The 20990-nt window shown below is 71.6% G+C and carries 17 protein-coding genes and 1 tRNA gene; 10 read left to right on the forward strand and 8 right to left on the reverse strand.

Going from position 1 to position 20990, the window contains the following annotated elements:
• Positions 1-98 precede the first annotated feature (98 nt).
• The 5 genes from D452_RS0109010 (at position 99) to D452_RS0109030 (ending at position 3597) form a co-directional block, all read left to right on the forward strand.
• Positions 99-605, forward strand: coding sequence for an ATP-binding protein (locus tag D452_RS0109010; RefSeq protein ID WP_017543826.1), 507 nt, complete (start codon positions 99-101; stop codon positions 603-605).
• A 287-nt stretch (positions 606-892) separates the two neighbouring features.
• Entirely contained in the window at positions 893-1372 is a 480-nt protein-coding gene (locus D452_RS30285; RefSeq protein ID WP_152498546.1) for a hypothetical protein, read from the forward strand.
• Between the two features lie 280 nt (positions 1373-1652).
• Positions 1653-2495 carry a replication-relaxation family protein gene (locus tag D452_RS0109020; RefSeq protein WP_017543828.1) on the forward strand — a complete coding sequence of 281 codons (843 nt, stop codon included), beginning with the start codon at positions 1653-1655 and terminating at the stop codon, positions 2493-2495.
• A 429-nt stretch (positions 2496-2924) separates the two neighbouring features.
• On the forward strand, positions 2925-3359 hold the full coding sequence (locus D452_RS29515) for a WhiB family transcriptional regulator (RefSeq protein WP_040693439.1): 435 nt from the start codon (positions 2925-2927) through the stop codon (positions 3357-3359).
• The gene (locus D452_RS0109030; protein ID WP_017543830.1) at positions 3337-3597 is read left to right on the forward strand and encodes a helix-turn-helix domain-containing protein; all 261 of its coding nucleotides are present in this window, start codon (positions 3337-3339) and stop codon (positions 3595-3597) included. The genes D452_RS29515 and D452_RS0109030 overlap by 23 nt, the downstream gene beginning before the upstream one ends.
• Before the next feature lie 77 nt (positions 3598-3674).
• Here D452_RS0109030 and D452_RS0109035 read toward each other — a convergent pair whose 3' ends face one another.
• From D452_RS0109035 to D452_RS0109070, 7 genes are all read right to left on the reverse strand, one after another.
• The gene (locus tag D452_RS0109035) at positions 3675-5033 is read right to left on the reverse strand and encodes a tyrosine-type recombinase/integrase (protein ID WP_017543831.1); all 1359 of its coding nucleotides are present in this window, start codon (positions 5031-5033) and stop codon (positions 3675-3677) included.
• A 310-nt stretch (positions 5034-5343) separates the two neighbouring features.
• Positions 5344-5419, reverse strand: a tRNA-His gene (locus tag D452_RS0109040).
• Positions 5420-5486: 67 nt separating this feature from the next.
• Entirely contained in the window at positions 5487-6137 is a 651-nt protein-coding gene (gene orn, locus D452_RS0109045) for an oligoribonuclease (protein ID WP_026129118.1), read from the reverse strand.
• A 70-nt stretch (positions 6138-6207) separates the two neighbouring features.
• A complete protein-coding gene (locus tag D452_RS31690) occupies positions 6208-7887 on the reverse strand; it encodes a DUF2510 domain-containing protein (protein WP_083927475.1) in 1680 nt (559 codons plus the stop codon).
• A gap of 99 nt (positions 7888-7986) precedes the next feature.
• Positions 7987-8586 carry a hypothetical protein gene (locus tag D452_RS0109060; protein WP_017543833.1) on the reverse strand — a complete coding sequence of 200 codons (600 nt, stop codon included), beginning with the start codon at positions 8584-8586 and terminating at the stop codon, positions 7987-7989.
• Positions 8587-8748: 162 nt separating this feature from the next.
• Positions 8749-10500 (reverse strand): substrate-binding and VWA domain-containing protein, encoded by a 1752-nt coding sequence (locus D452_RS0109065; RefSeq protein ID WP_017543834.1) that lies wholly within the window; start codon positions 10498-10500, stop codon positions 8749-8751.
• A 202-nt stretch (positions 10501-10702) separates the two neighbouring features.
• Entirely contained in the window at positions 10703-12436 is a 1734-nt protein-coding gene (locus tag D452_RS0109070) for a substrate-binding domain-containing protein (protein WP_017543835.1), read from the reverse strand.
• 446 nt (positions 12437-12882) lie between these two features.
• On the opposite strand from D452_RS0109070, the gene D452_RS0109075 reads away from it, so the two are divergent.
• The 5 genes from D452_RS0109075 to D452_RS0109095 all read left to right on the forward strand — a co-directional run bounded on the left by D452_RS0109075 (position 12883) and on the right by D452_RS0109095 (position 18600).
• Positions 12883-13476 carry a hypothetical protein gene (locus D452_RS0109075; RefSeq protein WP_017543836.1) on the forward strand — a complete coding sequence of 198 codons (594 nt, stop codon included), beginning with the start codon at positions 12883-12885 and terminating at the stop codon, positions 13474-13476.
• Positions 13477-13509: 33 nt separating this feature from the next.
• Positions 13510-14352, forward strand: coding sequence for a TrmH family RNA methyltransferase (locus D452_RS0109080; protein ID WP_017543837.1), 843 nt, complete (start codon positions 13510-13512; stop codon positions 14350-14352).
• Between the two features lie 93 nt (positions 14353-14445).
• On the forward strand, positions 14446-15366 hold the full coding sequence (locus D452_RS0109085) for a 2-hydroxyacid dehydrogenase (RefSeq protein WP_017543838.1): 921 nt from the start codon (positions 14446-14448) through the stop codon (positions 15364-15366).
• Between the two features lie 67 nt (positions 15367-15433).
• Entirely contained in the window at positions 15434-17218 is a 1785-nt protein-coding gene (locus D452_RS0109090; RefSeq protein ID WP_017543839.1) for a bifunctional 3'-5' exonuclease/DNA polymerase, read from the forward strand.
• A gap of 194 nt (positions 17219-17412) precedes the next feature.
• Entirely contained in the window at positions 17413-18600 is a 1188-nt protein-coding gene (locus tag D452_RS0109095; protein ID WP_017543840.1) for a C40 family peptidase, read from the forward strand.
• Between the two features lie 364 nt (positions 18601-18964).
• Here the strand turns inward: D452_RS0109095 and D452_RS0109100 are convergent, their stop codons facing one another.
• Positions 18965-20773, reverse strand: a complete 1809-nt coding sequence (locus D452_RS0109100; protein WP_017543841.1) for a gamma-glutamyltransferase family protein — start codon at positions 20771-20773, stop codon at positions 18965-18967.
• Between the last annotated feature and the right edge of the window lie 217 nt (positions 20774-20990).

Here is a 20990-nt window from a genome sequence, read left to right on the forward strand (position 1 = left end):
TTCGTGAGCTCTCCGAGCAGCCTTCACACGCCATTGCCCCAGGCCACATCCTTGCTGTCGCGGGCCCGCAGCCATCAGCGCGACGACGAAAGGAACCGGTGGATTCCATGACTGCCACTCGGTCGCCCCTCGACCTGCCGCGGCGGATCCGCTGCACGGACCCGGACCAGGGGACTCTGGAGTGCGGGCACCAGCTCTGGCACCTCAAGGCCGCCCGCAGCTGGGCCACCCACGTGGCCCGCACCACTCCCGCTTGCGCGGACCCGCTGCTGGTCTCACTCTCCGAGCTGCACACCAACGCGTTGAAGCACAGCGCTTCGGGGTTGCCCCGTGGGCGGGTGCGTATCGAGATCGAGCGGCGACGGCGGCTGTTCCTGCTCCGTGTTACCGACGACGGACCCCGCCCCGGACAGGAGGTGACTGTGCCCGAGGCGCGCCCGGTGCTGGGGGAGTGCGGGGCTGAGGGGTTGCTCGTCGAGGGCGGATACGGCCTGGCCCTGGTGGACGCGATGGCCCTGTACTGGGACTTCACCCGCGAGCCCGACGGCGGGTTGACGGTCCGGGCCGCTTTCGACCGATCCGGGCGAACCCGGATGGCCGCCTGAAAACCCGCCACCGGGTTGTGGCCGACAGGGGTTGAAGCACCTCGCTCACCCAAGCGAACATCGACCACCCCTCGCGGGAACGGCGTTTCCAGCGGGGGATCCAGGGCCGTATGCCCTGTGCGGCGTGGACGGGAAGCGCAGCCCCGGGAAGTGTGTGGCCTCGGGGCCATAGACACCCGCCCATGCCGAGCAACGAAGAAGGACCCAGAAGTGGAGGCGCCCCGACGCGGTGCGGCGAACACCGGGCCGGGGCTGAAATCCCCACCTGAATGAGCAGGAGGAGATCCGTGGAGAAGCCTACTGGTAGGCACCGCAAACCCGTGCGGGGCTGGGGACAGCGCGTGCGGTGGCTGTTCGGCGCGGTCCTGGCCGCCGTGCTGTGCAGCCCGCTCGAAGTCCCACCGAGCCGCAACACCGACCGCCCCAGGCACCAAGGGCGGTTGGGGCTGGAGCGCCGCGCGACCCCCAAGGCCCTGACTGCCTCCTCTCCCGTGACGCGGAGCAGGACGGTGGCCGAACTCGCCACCCGGGAGGGCGAACCCAAACCTGAGCCGGGGCCGGTGCGAGTGCCGCGACCCCGACGGCCACACCCCTCGGAGCAGGGGTGGTGCGTGGACGACGACGGGGTGCGCGGGGTGCGCCCGTATCTGTTCCACGACGCGGAGCGGTCTCGACCCGGCAAGGAGCACTCCTCGGTGGTGCAAGCGTCGGGGGAGTTCAATGATCTGGCCGCCGCGGTGCGCACCTGGTTGAGCCTGGCTACCTGAGCGCACACTCTCGCCTCGGGGCGGTGCCGTGGTCGGCGCCGCCCCGTTTGCTTTGCATGGCGGGGGTTGTGAGGTCGGCCCACGCCGGGGGCGAGTCAGGCGTGAGCCACTTCTGAGCAGGGCCTGAAGGCGAGGCGAGCCGTTCACGGAGCCTTGTTCCTGCTCCGGGCCCGGGTGTGTTCGGTTCGGGGAATTCTCGCGTGGGGTGTCGAATCCGGGGGTGGGGGCGCGCTTCTTACTCAGTGAAGGGCAAAAACAGCCGTCACTTGGGAAGGTGCCCGTGAACGAGTACGAACAGACCCTGGTCCGCCTGCTTCCCCGGATCACCGGCCGGGACAAGCGCATCCTCTACGGGTTGTGGGAGCACCGGGTGCTGACCACGCACCACCTGCACCAGATCTTCTTCCCCGACGCGGGTGCGCGGCGGGCCCGCAGCCGGATGCTGAGCCTGTACCGGTATGGGGTAGTCAACCGCTTCCGCCGCCACGCCCACGACCGCAACGCTCCCGACCACTGGATCCTGTCTCCGACCGGTGCGGTCTTGGTCGCGTTGGATCAGGGCAAGGAGCTGGACGCGCTCAACTTCCGGGGCGACCGGGCTCTGGCGGTGGCCTTCTCCGCGAAGTTGGACCACATCCTGGGGCTGGCCCAGACACGGGTGGCGTTTCTCCAGGGTGCTCCGCAGGTGGGCGCCAAGGTGGGCGAATGGAAGGGCGAGCGCACCTGCGAACGGGACTACAGCAACTATTGCCGCCCCGATGGGCTGCTGTCGTGGAGCCAGAGCGGCAAGAAGCTGTGGGCGTTCGTGGAGTACGACACCGGCTCGGAGTCGCTGAGCCAGCTCCAAACGAAGATGTACGGGTACGCGCGTCTGGCCGAGACGAGCAGGCTGCCCTCGGTGGTGCTGTTCCTGGTGCACTCCGAAGAGCGTGAGGCCAACGCCGCCAAGAAGCTGGCCCAGCACTGTTCCAAGCAGGTGGGGGTGTACCTGAGCACCCACCATCGGATGGCGTCGTTGGGAGCCGGTCGTAAGGTGTGGCGTTCGGCCACCGATCCCCGTCCGCTGAGTCTGCTCGATATCTGCTTCATCCACCCGTGGCGCAAGGCGGAGGAGGAAGACTGATGGGCGCGGATCGGGCAGTGAACCAGTGGGCCAATGGGAGGTCCGCTCCGTTGTCCCGCCGTTGCTCCGACCGGTGGGCCGGGTGGGGGACCCGCCTTGGGTGGACCACCCCTGAGTCTGGACTCACGGCAGGTCAGACGGGCTTTGGGGTGGTCCAGCGGCCGCCCCGGCTATCTACCCCAGTAGGCGGTTTCCATCACGTAGGGCGGGCGGCGGCCCGGGTGTGCGGGGGCGCGAACGCCCCCGCACACCCTCACCCGGCAGGCCTCTCAGCCTGCCGGAAACCCTCCCCGCCAACCCAGCCGTCATCAGATCAGCCTTGCTCTACTTCTGCTCTGACGACCATGACTGCGCCGATGGCCAGGCCGGCCGGGCTGCGCGAAGCGAGGTCAGCGATACCCGAGCCCGGCCGCGCGAAAGGCGGTGTCCATGGATGACGAATCCACACACGGGGCGGACGGGCCCCGCGCGCCGCGCTCGGGCGGTCCGGGCCCGGTGCGCGACGTGGCGGCCCGGGAATCGGCGCCGCGCCCACCGGGCGCGGGCGGGCCGTCAGGGGCCCACCGGCGCGCTGGCGGCCCCACGGAGCCCGATGGCGGGGCGGCCGGGGGCTGGTGGGGGTATGCGGCCTGTCGGGGCCGGGATCCGGATCTGTGGTTCCCGGCCCAGGGCGGTTCGGTGCGTGCGGCCAAACGGGTGTGCCGAGTGTGCCTGGTGCAGCTCAACTGTCTGGCCGAGGCGATGCGCCTGGACGAGCAGTACGGGGTGTGGGGTGGTGCTTCGGAGGAGGAGCGCCGCCGCTACCGGGTCGCGGTGCGGGGAGAGCGCGAAGGGGGAGCGCGTGGGCGAAACCGGGCAGCGTGATGAGGAAACCAAAGATGCCCAGCCGGAGCGGTTGCTGACGATCCCCGAGGCAGCGCGGGTGTTGGCGGTGCCCGAGTCCTGGCTGCGGGAGCGGGTGCGGTTGCGCAGGGTCGCGCACCGCAGGCTCGGCAAGCACGTGCGCTTCAGCGCGAGCGACCTGGAGGCGATCGTGGACGGGGCGGCCCAGCACGCCCTCACCTCCAGGCGAATGGCCCACCAGTGGAGGCGACAGGGGTAGGGAGGGAGCCGACAACGGGGCCGGTGGTGCGGGTGCTGACCCGCGCCACCGGCCCCGCGCGTTCCTGCCCCTGGGCTTTAGGAGATCAGGCGCAGGCGCTGCTCACCGCCGGGGTCGGTGCGCGGGGCCGGGGGAGTGGGCGGGCCGTCGATGGCCTCGATCATGGTGTCGTCGATGTCGGTGACCAGGTGCCCGTAGCGGTCCATGGTGGTGGTGATCGAGGTGTGCCCCAGGCGGCGCTGGATCTTGAACACGTGCACGTCCTTCTCGATCAGCCACGCCACGTGGGTGTGGCGCAGGTCGTGGATGCGCGGCTTCTTGCCCAGCCCGCGCCGTTGGGCCTCCTTGACGCCGGGTGCCCAGCGGCGGCCGTAGAAGGAGGAGTGCCGCCACCAGGACCCCTGGTCGGTGGTGAAGACGAACTCCTCGGGCTTCTTGCCCTCCAACCTGGGGCGTAGCAGGTCGATGGTGCGGGGTGAGAGCGGCAGGCGCCGCCGGGAGCTGCGGGTCTTGGGTGCTCCCAGATGGAAGGTGTTGCTCGGTCCGCGCTTCCAGGCCCGGCGTACGTCCAGGTGCCCGCGCACCTGCTGCTGTCCGTCGTGGTCGATGGTCGGGGTGAAGCTGACGTCGCGGACTTGCAGGGCGATGAGTTCGCTGTAGCGCATGCCGGTGCGTACGAACACCTCGACCATGTCGCGTACGTCGGGGTGCATCGAGTCCCGGAGCAGGGTGAACTCCTCGCGGGTCAAAAAACACATCTCGGTGTCGGCCTCGTGGTCGGCGCGGGGCAGCCGGGTGCGGGCGGCGGGGTTGGAGGGCCGGATGGGCGGGTCCTCGCGCACGGCGGCCTCGCAGATGGAGAAGAGCAGCCCGTGCAGGTTGTGGATGAACTTGGCCGCCAGGGGTTTGCGCAACCACCCGGGTTCCTTCCTGCGGCCCCGGCTGGGGTTGGGAGTGCGGTAGGTGGCCTTGGGGTCGGGGGTTCCGGTGCGTAGCTGGTTGACCCAGGCGCGCACGTCCTTGGGTTTGAGCTGTGTGACGTCGCGCAGGTTGACCTGTCCGAAGTGCGGGATCAGGTGGAGTTCGAGTTCGCGATGGTAGTCGGCGCGGGTGCGTTCCTCGATGCCGGTCATGGAGTCGATGAGCTCGCGGGCGAAGTCGGCGAAGATGACGGGTTCGGCCTCGGGCTCGTCGTCTTGCGAGGTGTTGATCCAGCCGTGGCCGGGGACCCATCCCTCGGCCCAGCCCTGGCGGGGGATCCAGTTCTCGGGCCAGTGGTGTCCGGCCGCTTCGACGTGGAGTTTGAAGGTGTGGGCGTCGGCGCGGGTGTCGAAGGGTTCGGACTGGGGCGCTCCGCCACGGGTGCCGCCGAGCCGCCATTTGACCCAGTAGCGGGTGCGTCCGTCGGCCAGGGTGCGCTGGTTGATGGTTGCCATGGGTGGACCATCGCTTGGGTGCGGGCCGAAGCGAAGGGAATCCGCGAAGGTCCTCGAAGATCTTTGCGCAGGCCAGGACGGGTGCCCGACTGATCTACCGATGCCCGTATGCGTCGGGTCTGTGCGGTTTCGGGGCGGGTCCCGTTCGGGGGTGCACGGGCGTGCACCCCCGCCACATCGGTGAGTGACGGGATGGGCGGTGCGCACTCACCGGCCCGGGTTGTGGGTCCCGTGCACCCTCTGGTGCACCCCCGGCAACGCAAAAGCCCCTGACCTTGCGACGTTGTCGCTGGTCAGGGGCTTGAGCCTCTGGGGTGAGTGACGGGACTTGAACCCGCGACTTCTTGGACCACAACCAAGTGCTCTACCGGCTGAGCTACACCCACCACGTGCGCCTGGCCTCTCGGCCCTGCGTACGTATGAAAGCTTAGCGGACTCCGGGGAGTGCTTCGATCAGTTTTCGGGCTTGGGGTCCCGGAGAGCCGCGTCACGTGCCTTCAGGCCGGTGCCGTCGGCGACGACCTCGGCGGCGATGGCGCGGGCCGTGGCCGAGTTCGGGCCGGGCTCCGGGACGAAGGCCGCCGCGCGGAAGTACCGCAGCTCGCGGATGCTCTCGGTGATGTCGGCGAGGGCGCGGTGGCCGCCGTTCTTCTCCGGGCTCGCGTAGTACACGCGGGGGTACCAGCGGCGCAGGAGCTCCTTGATGGAGGAGACGTCCACCATCCGGTAGTGCAGGAAGTCGTCGATCCGGCGCATGTCCCGGGCGATGAACGTGCGGTCGGTGGCGATCGAGTTGCCGCACAGGGGAGCCTTGCGGGGCTCGGTGACGTACTGGCGGATGTGCTCCAGCACGCGGTCCTCCGCCTCCTGGAGCGTCACACCCTTGTCCAGCTCGTCGAGGAGCCCCGACGTGGTGTGCATGTTCCGGACGAAGTCGCCCATCCGGTCCAGGGCCTCCTGCGGGGGCTTGATCACGACGTCCACACCCTCGTCGAGGATGTTCAGCTCACCGTCGGTGATCAGACAGGCCACCTCGATCAGCGCGTCGTTCTCGAAGTCGAGGCCGGTCATCTCGCAGTCGATCCACACCAAACTGTCATTCATACCGGTCAGCTTAGGGGTTGTGGACGCCGATGGGGGCGGTGGGCCACTGGCCCACCGCCCCCATCGGACGTCAGTCCCAGACGAACGGGTCGGATCCGCCCTGGGGCAGACCCACGTCGAAGATGTCGTACATCCAGTCCCACACGCCCCAGAACTGGAGGTAGAGCATGAACAGCACGATCAGGGTGATGAGGATGAAGAAGAAGCAGCCGCAGCCGCAGCCGCCCTTCTTCCTGGGGGGCTTGGGCGGCGGAGGCGGCGGGCCGTACGCGTTGGGCGGGCCGCCGTAGGGGTTGCCACCGCGCGGACCACCTGGGGGCTGGCCCCACGGGGCACCACCGTGAGGCGGGCCGCCAGGGCCGGGAGGGCCTGCCATGGGGCCACGCGGACCGCCGGGCGGCGGACCGAACTGCTGGGGCGGCGGGCCCGGCGCAGGCATGGGGGGCCGGTTCTGCGGCGGGTACCCGCCGGGCGGACCGAACTGCTGCTGGGGCGGGGGGAAGCCCTGCTGCGGGCCGGACGCCGGGTAGCCCTGCTGCGGCCCGGACGGGGGGAACCCCTGCTGGGCACCGGACGGCGGCTGGTGCGGCCCCGGCTGTTGGGGGCCGGTCGGCGGCCGTTGTCCGGCGAAGGCGCCGGGTTGCGGGCCGGAGGGAGGCTGGGCGCCGAAGCCCGGCTGGGGGCCCGACTGGGGCTGCGGCTGGCCCGGGTTCTGCGGGGTCCAGCCGACCGGCGGTACAGCGGCGGACTGGGGGTCGGCGGGGGGAGCGGCGGGCGCGTTCCTGGCGGCCTCCTCGGCTCGCTTGCGTTCCTCCTCAGCCTGTTTCTCGGCCTCGGCCTCGCGCAGGACCCGCTCCTCCTCGCGTTTCTTGGCGGCCTCCTCCTCGGCGCTGCGTCGCTGCTCCTTGCGCTCCTCGGAGAGGTCGGCCCATCCCTCCTTGAGGTTGCCGAGGAACCCCTTGAACTTGCCGCCCTTGGGGTCGTCGTCCCCGGCGGTGCCGGAGAACATCGGGTCGTTCGGGTCGAAGACGGCGGTCCCGCCGGGGGAGCCGTCGCCGCCGGGTGTGAACACGGCGGTGCGGGGGGCGTCTCCGCCGGAGCCGGGGTCGAAGACCGCTGTGCGGGGCGTGTCACTGTTGCCCGTGAGGTCGGCCGTGGGGATCTCGTCGTTGGTGAGGTCCGCGGTGGGCAGCTCGTCCTCGGAACCGGGCAGGTCGGAGGGGTTCACCCGCATGGTGGCGCCGCCCATGTCGGCGGTCGCCTCGTCGTCGATCGAGGGCGCCGCGGGGGACTGGTGCGCCCAGGAGGGGTCGATGCGCATGGTGCTGGGCTCGTCGCCGACCGGGGTGGGGGAGGGCGGCGACGGCTGCTGCTGGGGGGAGGCCCCCTGTTGCCAGGAGGGGGTGATCCGTACGGTGCTGGGGTCCTCGGCGGCCGGGGGCTGGGGCGCGGGTTCGGGGGTGTGCTGCTGGGCCCACGAGGGGTCGATCCGCATGGTGCTCGGATCGTCGTCGATCGGCGTCGGGGCGCTCGTCCCCAGCCGGACCGTTCCCTCGTCGTCGTCGGACAGGGACGAACCCCCGTCCTGGCCCAGGTTGGTGGTGGCTTCCTCGTCGGAGCCGTCGGCGGCGCCCTGGAGTTCGCTGAGTGAACGGGTATGCCGCGTCCACTCGTCACCGTTCCACCATCTGAGCGTCTGCGCGTCGCCCTGCGGGTCGGCGTACCAACCCGGCTCGATAGATCCACCCATGGGCGACAGACTAAGGGGTTTTGGAGCTGTACTTGACCAGTGGTATCCGATTCTCCGGAGTGGTGGGGTTTTGGTGTTTTCGGGACTCCGTTTGTGTGCCTATGTGGTCACGGACGGTTGCGATTCGAGGGTGGGGTGGGCGCCCGGGGTCAGCACGTGCTCGGGGTTCACCCGGCCCGGCGCGGTGGACAGCGAGCCCGGGACCTGGTCGTGGCCGAAGTGCCCTCCCCTCGACCACACCCGGGTCCGATCCTCGGGGCTGCTCCACAGGCCGGGCGGACCGGCGGGCCAGGTCCTGGGCACACCCCACGACTCCAGCCACTCCAGGATCGGCTCCAGGCCGAGCAGCGGTCCGTCGGTGAACGGCTCCCGTTCCAGGGACACCACGGCGACCACGATGCAGACCCGCCCCTCGTCGCCGTGGTCCAGGAACCGGTCGAAGCGCGCGGTCCGGCCCAGGGGGAGCGGACTCCGCCGGGTGGCGGCCAGGGCCTGGGCCACCCCTCCGTCACGCGGGTTCCACACCAGGTGGGCGGCCCTGTCCTCGCGGACGAGTCGGAGCGCCTCCTCGCGCGCCGACCACACGTCGGGGTCCGTTCCGGTCACCGTCCAGACGGCACGGGGAGCACCGATCCCCGCGGCCGTCCGTGCTGCCGCGCCGTCGATCCTCTCGGCACTGGCCATCCACGCCTTCGCCATGGCACTCCCCCATCCGACCGCGGTGGGTCCTCGACCCGTCGATTCGGGTGCAGGATCGGCGGGTCCCCGAATCCGGGCCCTTCCCGTGGTACGCCACCGGAAGTGAGAAGTCCATAGCCCGCCGTTGGTGGACAGGTTCATGTCACCTTCCGTTCCGGACCCCTACTCCTCCTCGGTCACGATGCGCAGGGAGAAGGCCTGGAGGAAGATGTCCCCGATCTCGGTCGGGTCCTCGGTCATGTACGCGGCGCCCCCGGTGGCGGCGGCGATCCGCTGGAGCGGCTCCAGGTTCTGCACGTCCGGGCCGAAGGCGATCGTGATGATCGGGATGGGGCGCGAGGGGCTGGACATGGACTCGAGCTGGGACATCAGCTCGTCGAGCTCCATGCCCCCGGGGTTGTCGTTGTCCCCGTCGGTGAGCATGAGGATCACGTTGGTGCGGTCGGGGCGGTAGGTGCGCGACATCTCCTGGTACGCGGCCAGGTAGGTCTCGTACAGAGCGGTGTCGCCCTCGGGGAGCGGCTGCATGGCCTGGAGGGCGGCGCCCAGCACGTCCCGGTGCTCGTTCCCGGAGTCGTCGGTGGCCTGGAGCTCCCGGATCGGGGCGACCTCCTGGTAGTGGAGGTTGTTGTTGACGTTGGTGGAGAACTCCCACAGGCCCAGCTCGGAGGTCTCGGAGAACATCTGGAGGCCCTCGGCGGAGGCGGCCCCGGCCACCTGCATGCGGGTCAGTCCGGTGCCGGGCACCTCGGCCAGCATCGATCCGGAGACGTCGACGATGGTCAGCACGCGGGAGTCCATCTTCAGCTGGTTCCAGAAGCGGGTCAGCTCGGTGATGGAGCCCTCGGAGGGAGCGGGCAGTTCGGTGGGCTGCTCCGCGCGGAACCCGGCGTCCTCGGTCAGGACCCCGCCGTCGAGCTCCCCCTCGGGTCCGCGGAACCCCTCGTCGAGGAGGCGCTCGGCCGCCGCCTCGGAGCGCACCGAGGCGCGGAACACCTCGGCGGCGCGGGTGATCTCGCTGTCCTCGCTGCGTACGATGTAGGGGTAGTCGAGGAAGTAGGTGCCGTCCTCCAGGTAGCTGGGCTGTGCGGCGGCGTCGGTGTGGGCCGTGTTGTAGCGCCACACGGCCTGTTCGGACATCACCATCACGGGCGGGGCCTCGGCGTTGCCTCCGCTCAGGGCCAGGAAGGCGGAGTCCTCGTCCGCGGAGGTGCCTCGATGCAGGGCCTGGAGCGCGGCGGTCATCTGCGCGTTGAAGGTGTCGGCGTCGGGACTGGCCTCCTCCAGGGCGCCGTTCAGCAGGTAGAGGGTGGCCAGACCACTGGAGCTGCGGGTCGGGTCGACCACGCGGACGACCCGGTCGGCCTCCTCACCGGGGGCGCCGGTGGGGACCACGTCCGTCCAGGTGGTCCCCTCCTGGTCGTCGGCGTACTCGGCGAGTTCGGCCACGACCAGGGGACTGCGGGCGACGGAGGTGCCGGTCTCGGTGATGACGGCGTCCCCGGCCTGGCTCTGCACCAGGCGCGGCCACACGGAGGAGTCCGGGATCCACACGTGGGAGTCGGTGTCGCCGGTGGTGGCGCCGGAGCCGGTGATCTGGAAGGCGACGTCGGCCGAGTCGGCCTCGCGCACGCTGGCCCGCACACAGTGGTTGTCGACGGTGTGCTCTTCATCGTTGAAGTCGCCGGCGAGGTCGGCCAGAGCGGGCGCCAGCTCCGGGCTGACCGCCACGTTCAGTTCGATGTCGGAGCTGCCGCAGCCGTCGCCCTGCCCGAACATGTACACGCCCGCCACGGCGAGACCGACCACGATCACCATCGCGGCGGCGAGGGCGGCGACGGCGCCGCCGCGCCCCCGGTGCCGTCTGCTCCGGTCGGAGGGTTCTTCTGCGTACTTTCCGCGGTGACGTCCCACAGCTTTCCTCACGAGGTGGTGTACGGACGAGGTGTTCGTACAGGGGGGCTGAGTCGTACAGGGGTGTCGGGCGCCCGTCGTTCGCGAAGCGGGCGAATCATTGTGTACCGGCCGGATTCCTGCGTCGGGCGACCTTCCGTGTGTTACCTGTGGGAACGTTACTCAACGCCCCGAACCACGCGGACGGGGCCCGGGGCGGGGCTCAGTTGTCGCAGTTGGGGACGCACAGGCGCCGGGAGATCGAGCTGAGGAAGATGTCGCCGATCTCGTCCGGGTCCTCGGTCACGAAGGACGATCCGCTGGTCGCGCGCGCGATCTGCGCCAGCTCCGGGCCGTCCGCCTGCTCGCCGAAGGCGATGACGAACATCGTGACCGGCCGCTGGGGGTCGAACCGGTCCTGGAGGGCGGCGACCAACTCCTGGTGGGAGAGGTCGCTGGACCCCTCGTCCTGGCCGGCGGTCAGCAGGATCACGCTGTTGATCTTGTCCTCGTGATAGTTGTCCTGCACCTCGTCGTAGGCGGCCAGGATGTTGTCGTACAGCCGGGACCCGCCGCCCTCCACCTCCAGCTCCTCGGCGACCTTCACCATCTCCTGGCGGCGGGTGACGCCGCTGTCGTCGCCAGCGCCCAGCGGGTGCATGTCCGCGGCCCGGTCGCGGCCGTCGCCACCGAACTCCTCGGACATCAGCCACAGGCCCATGTCCGTCTCGTCGGGGAACAGGCCCAGCCCCATCAGCGCCGCCTGCTTGGCGACCTCGATCCGCTGCGGCCCGCCGTTGAGGTCGTCCGCCATGTTCTGGGAGGCGTCGGCCAGAACCAGCGTCCGGGACGGCATGGAGAGCCTGTTCCAGTCGGTGACCGAGGCCAGCAGGGCGTCGCCGGTCAGGTCGTCTCCGGCGGGCGGCTGCTCCGCGATGATCCCGGACCGCTCGGCCAGCGCGGGTGCGGCCTCCCCGCCCGGGTCGCGGAAGCCCAGCTCGCGCAGGCGCTCCCGGTACTCGCTGCCCCGGACCACCTCGTACAGGTCCGCGGCGGCCGCCTGGAGCTCCGCGTCCTCGGTGGTGGTCACGTACGGGTAGTCCAGGTTGACCGTGCCGTCGCTGACATAGTGCGCCTGGAGCGAGGGGGCCGAGTCCGATCGGCGGTCGTTGTAGGCCACCACGGCCTGTTCGGGAACGGCGATCACCGGGTCCACCCTGTCGTTGGAGGCGGCGGAACCGGTGAAGACGTTGGTCAGGTCGATCTCGCCGAAGGCACTGTCCAGCTGGACGTCGCGCACGAAGTCGGTCATGGCGGTGTCGGCGGCGTCCCCGGAGCCCAGGTGCTCGCGGACCGCACGCATCACCGTCATGCCGTCGGCACCCCGGTTGGGGTCGACCATCACCACGGGGCGGTCCGGGTCGCGTTCGTCGGGCAGCAGCATGGTCCAGCTGGCGTCGTCCTGTTCCGGCATGCCCTCGGTGCCCGGGGGAGCGGCGAGCACGACGGGCGAGCTGGCCAGCGAGGGCGGGTCGGTCTCGATGCCGTGGGCGCCGCCGTCGGAGACCCTGGCCAGCTCGACCCAGGCGGAGGACTCGGGGACCCACACGTGCGGGGCGATGGTGGAGTCACCGGCCTGGCCGCCGGTCAGCGCCGCCATGATCCGGTGCGGCGCGATCTCGTCGACCTGCGCGAACACGCACTCGCCCCCGTAGCTGGGCCGGTCCGCGTTGAACTCCGTCGCCGCCGCGCGCATCACCGGGGCGACGCTCTGGGTGGTCGAGACGCGCAGGTAGCGGGTCTCGCCGCAGCCCAGGGCGTTCATGGTGACCGGCACGGCGATCGCCGCGAGGGCGATGAGGGCGACGACGATCGCGGTGACCCCCAACGGCGACCGCACGACCCTGCGGGTGTTGGCGGCGGTCGGGGAGGGGTGACGATGGCGTCCACTGGACACGGGCACTCCGGGGGTGTGGCTGTCTCCGGTCCCGGGTCGGGAGCCTCCCGGGGCCGGTCTTCAGGGGGGTGGTCGCGGGGTCGGCGCCAGCACCCGCGGTGGGATCTGTGAGAACCAACGCGGGGCGGAGGGCGTCACACAGTGTGGATGTGATCGACCGACCGGTGGCACACGAACGATTCCTCCCAGGACCTTACTCGTTGGTAATGCGCGAGTGGAAGGGGAGGGGTGGTCCGGCTCACAGCGGGCCCCGTACGCAGCTCCCCCGTGCGCGTGGTGACCGCTTTGTTACGGGCGCCGGTCGGGTTCCAGTGCTCACTCCCGGCTACCATTGCCCGGTATTCGCTTGACCGATACTTGGCGTCCGTTTGGCCGACGTCCCCGGAAACGGGGCTTCGCGCGTGGCGGTCGTCCCCCGTGACCAACCGACCCCCGAGGGTTATGGCATGTCCCATTCGCACAGTGACCGTCGGAACCGAGGCAGCCTCGGCACCGTGCTGCTCGCCGGAGCGTGCTGCGCCGGAGCGGTGGCCTACGCAGTGCTGGTCGCCCCCTCGATGCTGCCGCCGCAGGACGTGGAGACCACGAACGTCGCCACCCCGGAGGTGCTCGGGAGCGTCATCGAACCCGAGGAGGAGTCGACCGACCTCGACGGTCCCGTCGGCCACCTGCGTATCAACGTCAGCGACCGGGGCCTGGCCTGGGTGCAGACCCTGAACTGCACCGGCGACCTGGCCGTCGACCCCGAGCCCTGCGCCGTGATGGCCGAGGCCTCCGCCGAGTTCGCCGGGGACCCGGCGGCCGGCGGGTCCGAGTCCGAGACGGATGAGGAGGGGGCCGACGAGGGGGCCACCGGGGAGCAGCTGTTCACCGAGGTCCGCTCGGGCACCGTCTGCACCGACAAGGTGTACGGCCCACAGGAAGCGGCGATCGAGGGCACCTGGGAGGGCGAGGAGATCGACACCACACTCTCCCGCAAGGGCTCCTGTGAGGAGGCCCGCTGGCAGCGCCTGCGCGCCGTCACCGAGCAGATCGGCTGACCCACCCGGAGCCGCACGGGATAATCGCTGACCATGGATGTCATCAGGGTCAGTGACCCCGCCGACCCGCGTCTGGCCGACTACACACGGTTGCGCGACGTCAACCTGCGCCGCCACCTGGAGACCGAGCACGGCCTGTTCATGGCCGAGGGCGACAAGGTGATCCGCCGCGCCGCCACCGCCGGGTTCGTCCCCCGCAGCTTCCTGCTCACCGAGCGGCGGGCCGCCGCCCTGGACGACGTGGTCTGCGGCTCCGGCGCTCCCCTGTACGTGGTGAGTGAGGAGACCGCCGAGCGGCTGGTCGGCTTCGACCTGCACCGGGGTGCCCTGGCCGCCTACCACCGCGCGCCCCTGCCCGCGCTCGACGAGGTCCTGGCCGGGGCCCGCAGCATCGTGGTGCTGGAGGACCTGGTGGACCACACCAACGTCGGCGCGATCTTCCGCAGCGCCGCCGGTCTGGGTGTGGACGCCGTGGTGCTGGCTCCCCGCTGCGCGGACCCGCTCTACCGCAGGTCCGTGAAGGTGTCGATGGGTGCCGTCTTCACCCTGCCCTACACCCGCCTCGACGACTGGTACGGCGGTCTGGACACCCTGCGCGAGGCCGGTTTCGACCTGATGGCCCTCACCCCCGGAGAGGGCTCCCTGCCGCTCTGTGAGGCCATGGACGCCCTGGCGCCCGACGCCAGGGTGGGGCTGCTGCTCGGCACCGAGGGCGACGGTCTGTCCGCCCGTTGGCTGGAGCGGGCCACCTCGCGCGTGCACATCCCGATGGCCGACCGCGACGTCGACTCCCTCAACGTCACCGCCGCGGCCGCGGTCGCCTGCTACGAGCTCTCCCGCTTCGGTTCCGTGGCCGCACGGGACCACCGGGCCTGACCGGGGCCGGACCGGGGACCCACCCTCGTTCCATCGCAGGGGCGAGCCCCTAGGGTGTCGGGTGACACGGACCGAGCCGAAGGAGGGCGCGACATGGGCGGCCGAGCACTGGTGCAGTGGGAGCAGAACCGGGACAACGCACCCCGATCGCTCCACGTCGACCTCTACACCGGGGGTCCGGCCCCCGACGAGGGACTGGAGGACGTCACCTTCTACCAGGTGCCGTACGCGCCCTCCACGCAGGGCGTGGACGAACGGCTGGACATGATCGGGCGGATGCCCGAACTCAGGGTGGTGCAGCTGGTGTCGGCGGGGTACGAGCAGGTCCTCGACCTCCTGCCCGACCACGTCACCCTGTGCAACGGGCGGGGACTGCACGACGCCAGCACCGCCGAGCACACGCTCGCGCTCATCCTCGCCTCACAGCGCGACCTTCCCCGATGGGCGATCGACCAGCGCGAGCACCGCTGGGGTTCGGTCCCGCAGCGTTCCCTGGCCGACTCCCGGGTGGTGATCGTCGGGTACGGCAGCATCGGCCAGGCGATCGAGCAGCGGCTGCTGCCCTTCGAGACCGAGGTGGTGCGGGTGGCCAGCCGGGCCCGTCCCGACGAGGACGTGCACGGGGTGGACGAGCTGCCCGCCCTGCTGCCCGAGGCGGACGTGGTCGTCATCGTCACCCCGCTCACCGAGCGGACGAGGGGCCTGTTCGGCGCGGACGAGTTCGCGCTGCTGCGTGACGACGCCCTGGTGGTCAACGTGGGTCGGGGCGCCGTGATGGACACGGACGCCCTGCTCGCCCAGAACGGCCGGGTCCGCGCGGCCCTGGACGTCACCGACCCCGAACCGCTCCCGGTCGACCACCCGCTGTGGGACGCCCCCGGTGTGTACCTGACCCCGCACGTGGCGGGTGGTTCCGCGGCCTTCTACCCGCGCGCCCGCGCCTTCATGGACGCGCAGCTGGCCCGTTGGTCTGCCGGGGAACCCCTGGACAACGTGGTGCGCCCCGGCAGCTAGCGGCCGCGCCCCCGGTGCCCCGTGCGGCGGCCCGCCGATTGTCGGTCTCCGGGGGGACACTGGGCACATGCGGATCGCGGTGGTCGCCGACGGCGAGGGCGGTGGGTGGCTGCGGGAGCTCGGGGAGGGCGCGGCCGCTCCGCCGCGCCGCGTGCACGACCTCGCTGCCGCCGTGCGCTCGGTCGAGGAGAGCCGTTCCGCGGGGGACCGTGCCGAGGAGGGTCGCACCGAGCGGGACGGCACGGAGCGCGACGGTGCCTGGGAGACCGGTTCCGGGGAGGGCGGGGGAGACCGCGCCGGGGCCGAACCCGTCCGGTGGGTCTGGGCGGACACCGGTGACGTCTACCCCGACCTGGTCCGTGCCGGGGTGCGCGTGGCCCGGTGCCACGACGTCGGGCTGACCGAGGCCCTCCTGCTCGGCCACGAGGCCCGCCACTCCGAACCCCACTCCCTTGGCGCCGCCTGGGCCCGCCTGCACGACCTGGCGGTCCCCGACGACCCGGTACGGCCGCTGGGAGAGGGAACCGCCGCGCAGCCCGCGCTGTTCGAGGCCGACCGCTCCACGCTCCCGCCCGGGACCGACCGGCTCGCCGCTCTCGCGGAGGTCCACGACGACCAGCGCAGACGCGTCGCGGCGCTGCCCGAACCGGGGCGGATGGCGCTGCTGGTCGCGGTGGAGTCCGCGGGTGCCCTGGCGGCGGTGGAGATGAGCCACGACGGCCTGCCCTGGCGCCCGGACCTCCACGACCGGGTGCTGACCGAGACACTCGGTCCCCGTCCGCGCACGGGTGAGCGTCCGGCGGTCCTCGCGGACCTGGTCACCCGGATCGGGGAGGTCGTCGGCCACGAGGTCAACCCGGACTCGCCCGCCCAGGTCCTCAAGGCGATGGCGTGGGTCGGACACCCCGTGGAGTCCACCCGCTCCTGGGTCCTGGAGGGGGTGGACCACCCGCTCGTGCCACTGCTGCTGCGCTACAAGGAACTCGCCCGTCTGTACTCCGCCAACGGCTGGTCGTGGCTGGAGACCTGGGTGCGCGAACTGCCCCGCGAGGGCGGGGACGGCCCCCGGCTGGGCCGCTTCCAGCCCGACTACGTGGTGGGCGGTGTGGTCTCCGGGCGGTGGGCCTCCCGGGGCGGTGGCGCCCTCCAGATCCCCAAGTCGGTCCGCCGGGCCGTGCGGGCCGACCCCGGCTGGGTCCTGGTCCGCGCCGACGCCGGACAGCTCGAACCCCGCGTGCTCGCCGCCGTGTCCGGGGACACCGCCCTCGCGGCCGCCGCGGCCGAGGAGGACCTGTACGCCCGGCTGGCCGTCCACGTGGGCGACGACCGCGAACGCGCGAAGATCGGCCTGCTCGCCGCCATGTACGGCCAGACGTCCGGCGACGCGGCGCCGCTCCTGGCCACCATGCGACGCCTCTACCCGCGCGCCCTGGAGTACGTGGACGCCGCGGCCCGCACGGGGGAGGGCGGCGGGATCGTCCGTTCGTGGCTGGGCCGCACGTCGCCCGCCCCGCACGACTGGTCGGCCACCCTGGCCGCCACGGACGGTGACCGAAGACGCCGCGCCCACGGCCGGTTCACCCGCAACTTCGTCGTCCAGGCCACCGCCGCCGAGTGGGCGCTGGTCCTGCTCGCCGCGCTCCGCCAGGAACTGCCAGCGGCTCCCGACGGTGGCGGGATCGTCTTCTTCGTCCATGACGAGGTCGTCCTGCACGTCCCCGAGGGCCTCGCGGGCGAGACGGTCCGCGCGATCGACCGCGCCCAGGTCCGGACCCGCGAGATCCTCTTCGGAGACACCCCGGTCCGCTTCCCCCTCACCGTGTCGGTTACGGACTGTTATGCGGACCTGTGACGACCCGCCGTAAGACGCGATATCCCCAGGGATCGGACAAGCGGCTGATAGGTGGACGTCCGGTATCGGACGGCGTGGGCGTCTTGCAAACGCGACCAGGTACACCCATTCTTGGACCGGACCATGTCATCTAAGGCCGTGCGCCGCAGCGCTTCCCCCGCCCGCCGCGGTCACAGAAAGGGTGATCGACCCCCGTGCGGAACCGTCTCAGAACATGTGCGGGTACCACGGCCGCCTTCGCGGTCGCCTTCACGGCCTTCGGGGCCAGCCCCGCGATGGCCGACCCCGTCGTCCAGGACCGGCCTCCCCTCGCCGAACAGCTCTCCCCCGAGAACGCCGTCCCCAGCGGCTCCGCGCCCCGCGCGGCCGATCCCCAGACCGAAACCCATCCCCGTCCCGACGTCGCGGACGTCGCCGAACTCAGGCGCGACACCTACGTGGCGCCCTTCCGCGAGGCGCGTTCCGTCGAGTACTTCGCGGTCGCCCCCGAGAAGCTCCCCCGCGAGGTCGTCGACGCGGTCCGCGACATCGACGGTGTGAAGAACGTCCTGACCGTCGACGCCGCGCGGGTGGAGGTCGACGGCCAACCCACCTCCGTGCTGGGAGTCAACCCCTCCAGCTTCCGCAACCACGCCCCCCGGCCCTCCGCCGAGTCCGACGAGATCTGGCAGGGGGTCGCCGAGGGCCACGTCGCACTGTCCAAGGACGTGGGCACCGAACGCGAACTCGACGTCGGCGGTGAGATCACCCTCGCGGGCGGCAACGGCGAGGTCCCCCTGGAGGTGTGGACCCACGCCACCTCCGGCATCGCCGGGATCGACGCCCTCGTCTCCCGGGAGCTCGCCCGCGAACTGGGCATGCCCGAGGGCAACGCCCTCGTCGTCTCCGCCCCCGACGCCGACCTGTGGGAGCTGCACGAGGAGCTGGAGGAGATCCTCGGTGAGGACGCCTCCCTCCAGTTGGTCGCCGACGCCCCCGAACCCCTGGTCGACGGCGACGCCGTACCCTCCTCGGTGATCGAGCAGGTCATCGCGAACGCCGAGACCCAGCTGGGCGTCCCCTACGTGTGGGGCGGCACCACCCCCGACGTCGGCTTCGACTGCTCCGGCCTGCTCCAGTGGGCGTTCCGGGAGGAGGGTGTGTCCATCCCGCGCGTCACCCACGACCAGTGGAACGCGGGAGAGCGCGTGGAGTGGGACGACCTCGAACGCGGCGACCTGCTGTTCTGGCGCTCGGACCCCACCGCGCCCGACTACATCTCGCATGTGGCGATCTACCTCGGCGACGGCCAGATGCTGGAAGCTCCTCGTACCGGTCTGGACGTGCGTGTCACACCGGTACGGACCGCCAACTACGCGGGCGCGGTGCGTGTGAGCACCTGACCGCCTCCAGCCCGGTCCCGGATACGGGAAAGGGCCGTGGCGCCACCGGGGCGGTGGCACCACGGCCCTTCCTTCTCCATGTCCGAAAAACCGCCGGGAGGGGAAGGCAGGCCTCGGTTAGGAGGGGGGACAGGGCCGCCGCTGAGGGAGGGGGAGACAGCGGTGGTCGGCCCTTGGGGTGGTATGGAGTTGTGGCGGGAGTCCACGGTCTCGCAGGCCGGGTGTCCCGCCGCACAGGTCTACATAAGCAGTGACCGACCGATTTGGCAAGAGCCGGTCAAGCCATGCCACTACCCCCAGCCCGCGACAAAGCCCCCTCCTGTTCAGCAGGAGGGGGCTTCCGTGCGTTTTCGTCTGTCCCGGGTCAGCGCCCCGCGGCGTACCCCTGCGCGCCCCGGGGGTCGGCGGCGGCGCGTAGTTCGCCGCTCTCCGGGTCGCGGGCGACCGCCGCCAGACGGCCCAGGGACCACTCCTGGGCCACCTGGACCCGGTGCCCGCGACGCCGCAGCTCGTCGACGACCCCGTCGCCCACCCCCGGCTCCACGACGAGGTCGCCGGGCACGGTCTCACGGGGGTGGAAGGAGCTGGGGAACGCGTTGGTGTGGAACATGGGGGTGTCCAGGGCCTCTTGGAGGTCGTCCACGCCGTTGAGCACCCGCAGCAGCGCGGTGGTGGTCCACTGGTCCTGCTGGTCACCGCCGGGGGTGCCGATGGCCAGCACCGCCTCACCGTCCTCGCGGGTCACCAGGGTGGGGGAGAGGGTGGTGCGGGGGCGGCGGCGCGGTGAGAGCGCGTTGGGCGAGGCCGGGTCGAGCCAGAACATCTGCGCCCGGGTGCCGAGCGGGAACCCGAGTTCCGGGATGAGCGGCGAACTGCTGAACCAGCCGCCGCTGGGCGTCGCGGAGACCATGTTGCCGTCGGCGTCCACCACGTCCACGTGGCAGGTGTCGCCGCGCAGGTCGGCGGGGGTCTGTCCGGCGGCGTCGCGCACGGTGGGCTCCCCGGTGGTGCGGTCGCCCGGGGTCTGCCCGGGCAGGTACACCGGCGCCTCGAAGGGGGTGCGGCCACCGGGGCCTCCGGGGCGCGGCTCCAGGTTGGCGTGCTCCCCGTCGACCCCCCGCACGCGTTCGGCGGCGTAGCCGGAGCTGAGGAGCTCCTTGAGGGGGACGTCGGTGAAGTCCGGGTCGCCGTACCAGCCCTCACGGTCGGCGAAGGCGAGTTTGGCGATCTCGGTGCTCCGGTGCACGAAGTCCGCGCTCACGCCCTGGCGCGCGTCGGTGCCGACCCCTCCGGCCTCGGCCATGCGCAGCTGCTGGAGCATGACGGGCCCCTGCCCCCAGGGCCCGGTCTTGTGCACGGTGTGGGCGCCGTAGGAGGTGCTGACGGTGTCCTCGTAGGCGGCGCTCCAGTCGGCCATGTCCTGTGAGGTCAGCAGGGCCCGCTCGGGCTCGCCGTGACTGTTGGGGACCGGTCTGGCGAGGAAGGCGCCGATCGCCTCCGCGACGAAGCCCTGGTACCAGGAGCGGCGCGCCGCCTCGATCTGGGTCTCGCGGTCGCCGCCCGTGGCCTCGGCCTCGGCGACCACGCGCCGGTAGGTGGCGGCGAGCGCCGGGTTGCGCAGCCGTGTTCCGGCGGCCGGGGCGGTGCCGTGCGGCAGGTAGACGGAGGCCGAGCCCGCCCAGTGCCGGGAGAACACCGGGGTGAGCGCTTCGAGGGCGGCGGAGATCCGGCCCAGGACGGGGTAGCCGCGCTCGGCCAGGCCGATGGCGTGGTCCAGGACCTCGCGGACGGACATGGTGCCGTGGTCGCGCAGCAGTTGCATCCAGGCGTCGAAGGCGCCGGGGACGGTGGCGGCGAGGACGCCGCTGCCGGGGACGCGGTCCATGCCCAGGCCCTCGAAGGCCCCGATGGTGGCGGCGGCGGGGGAGACGCCCTGGCCGCACAGCACGCGCGGGGACCCGCCGCGGGCCTGGAAGATGACGGGAACCTCGCCGCCGGGGCCGTTCAGGTGGGGTTCGACGACCTGGAGGGTGAAGCCCGCCGCGACCGCCGCGTCGAAGGCGTTGCCACCGCGCTCCAGGACGGACATGCCGGTGGCACTGGCCAGCCAGTGGGTGGAGGCGACCATGCCGAAGTCGCCGCGGAGCTGGGGTCGGGTGGTGAATCCGGACATGTGCGCGGTCCTCCTGCGGACGGGGGAGGGCGGGTTCGCCGCCCGTCTGGGGGTGTCGCTCCGGGGTGGAGGACGGGGTGCCGGCCGGTTCTCGGTGGAACCGGCCGAACGTGGGTGACGGTACAGCATGGGTTGAACCGGGATGTCGGGTGATCAGGGGTTCGGGACCTTGGTTGTCGGTCGCCGCCGGGAGGGTGTGGGAAACCCGGGTCCGGGC

It is taken from the genome of Nocardiopsis prasina DSM 43845 (genome assembly GCF_000341265.1).
In the GTDB taxonomy this organism is placed as follows: domain Bacteria; phylum Actinomycetota; class Actinomycetes; order Streptosporangiales; family Streptosporangiaceae; genus Nocardiopsis; species Nocardiopsis prasina.

Bases quoted from the DNA above. Each gene is read 5' to 3' on its own strand.
- D452_RS0109100 (WP_017543841.1), bottom strand. From the start codon at position 20,773: ATGTCCGGATTCACCACCCGACCCCAGCTCCGCGGCGACTTCGGCATG.
- D452_RS0109060 (WP_017543833.1), bottom strand. From the start codon at position 8,586: ATGGCGAAGGCGTGGATGGCCAGTGCCGAGAGGATCGACGGCGCGGCA.
- D452_RS0109035 (WP_017543831.1), bottom strand. From the start codon at position 5,033: ATGGCAACCATCAACCAGCGCACCCTGGCCGACGGACGCACCCGCTAC.
- orn (WP_026129118.1), bottom strand. From the start codon at position 6,137: ATGAATGACAGTTTGGTGTGGATCGACTGCGAGATGACCGGCCTCGAC.
- D452_RS0109080 (WP_017543837.1), top strand. From the start codon at position 13,510: ATGGATGTCATCAGGGTCAGTGACCCCGCCGACCCGCGTCTGGCCGAC.
- D452_RS29515 (WP_040693439.1), top strand. From the start codon at position 2,925: ATGGATGACGAATCCACACACGGGGCGGACGGGCCCCGCGCGCCGCGC.
- D452_RS0109085 (WP_017543838.1), top strand. From the start codon at position 14,446: ATGGGCGGCCGAGCACTGGTGCAGTGGGAGCAGAACCGGGACAACGCA.
- D452_RS0109075 (WP_017543836.1), top strand. From the start codon at position 12,883: ATGTCCCATTCGCACAGTGACCGTCGGAACCGAGGCAGCCTCGGCACC.
- D452_RS31690 (WP_083927475.1), bottom strand. From the start codon at position 7,887: ATGGGTGGATCTATCGAGCCGGGTTGGTACGCCGACCCGCAGGGCGAC.
- D452_RS0109090 (WP_017543839.1), top strand. From the start codon at position 15,434: ATGCGGATCGCGGTGGTCGCCGACGGCGAGGGCGGTGGGTGGCTGCGG.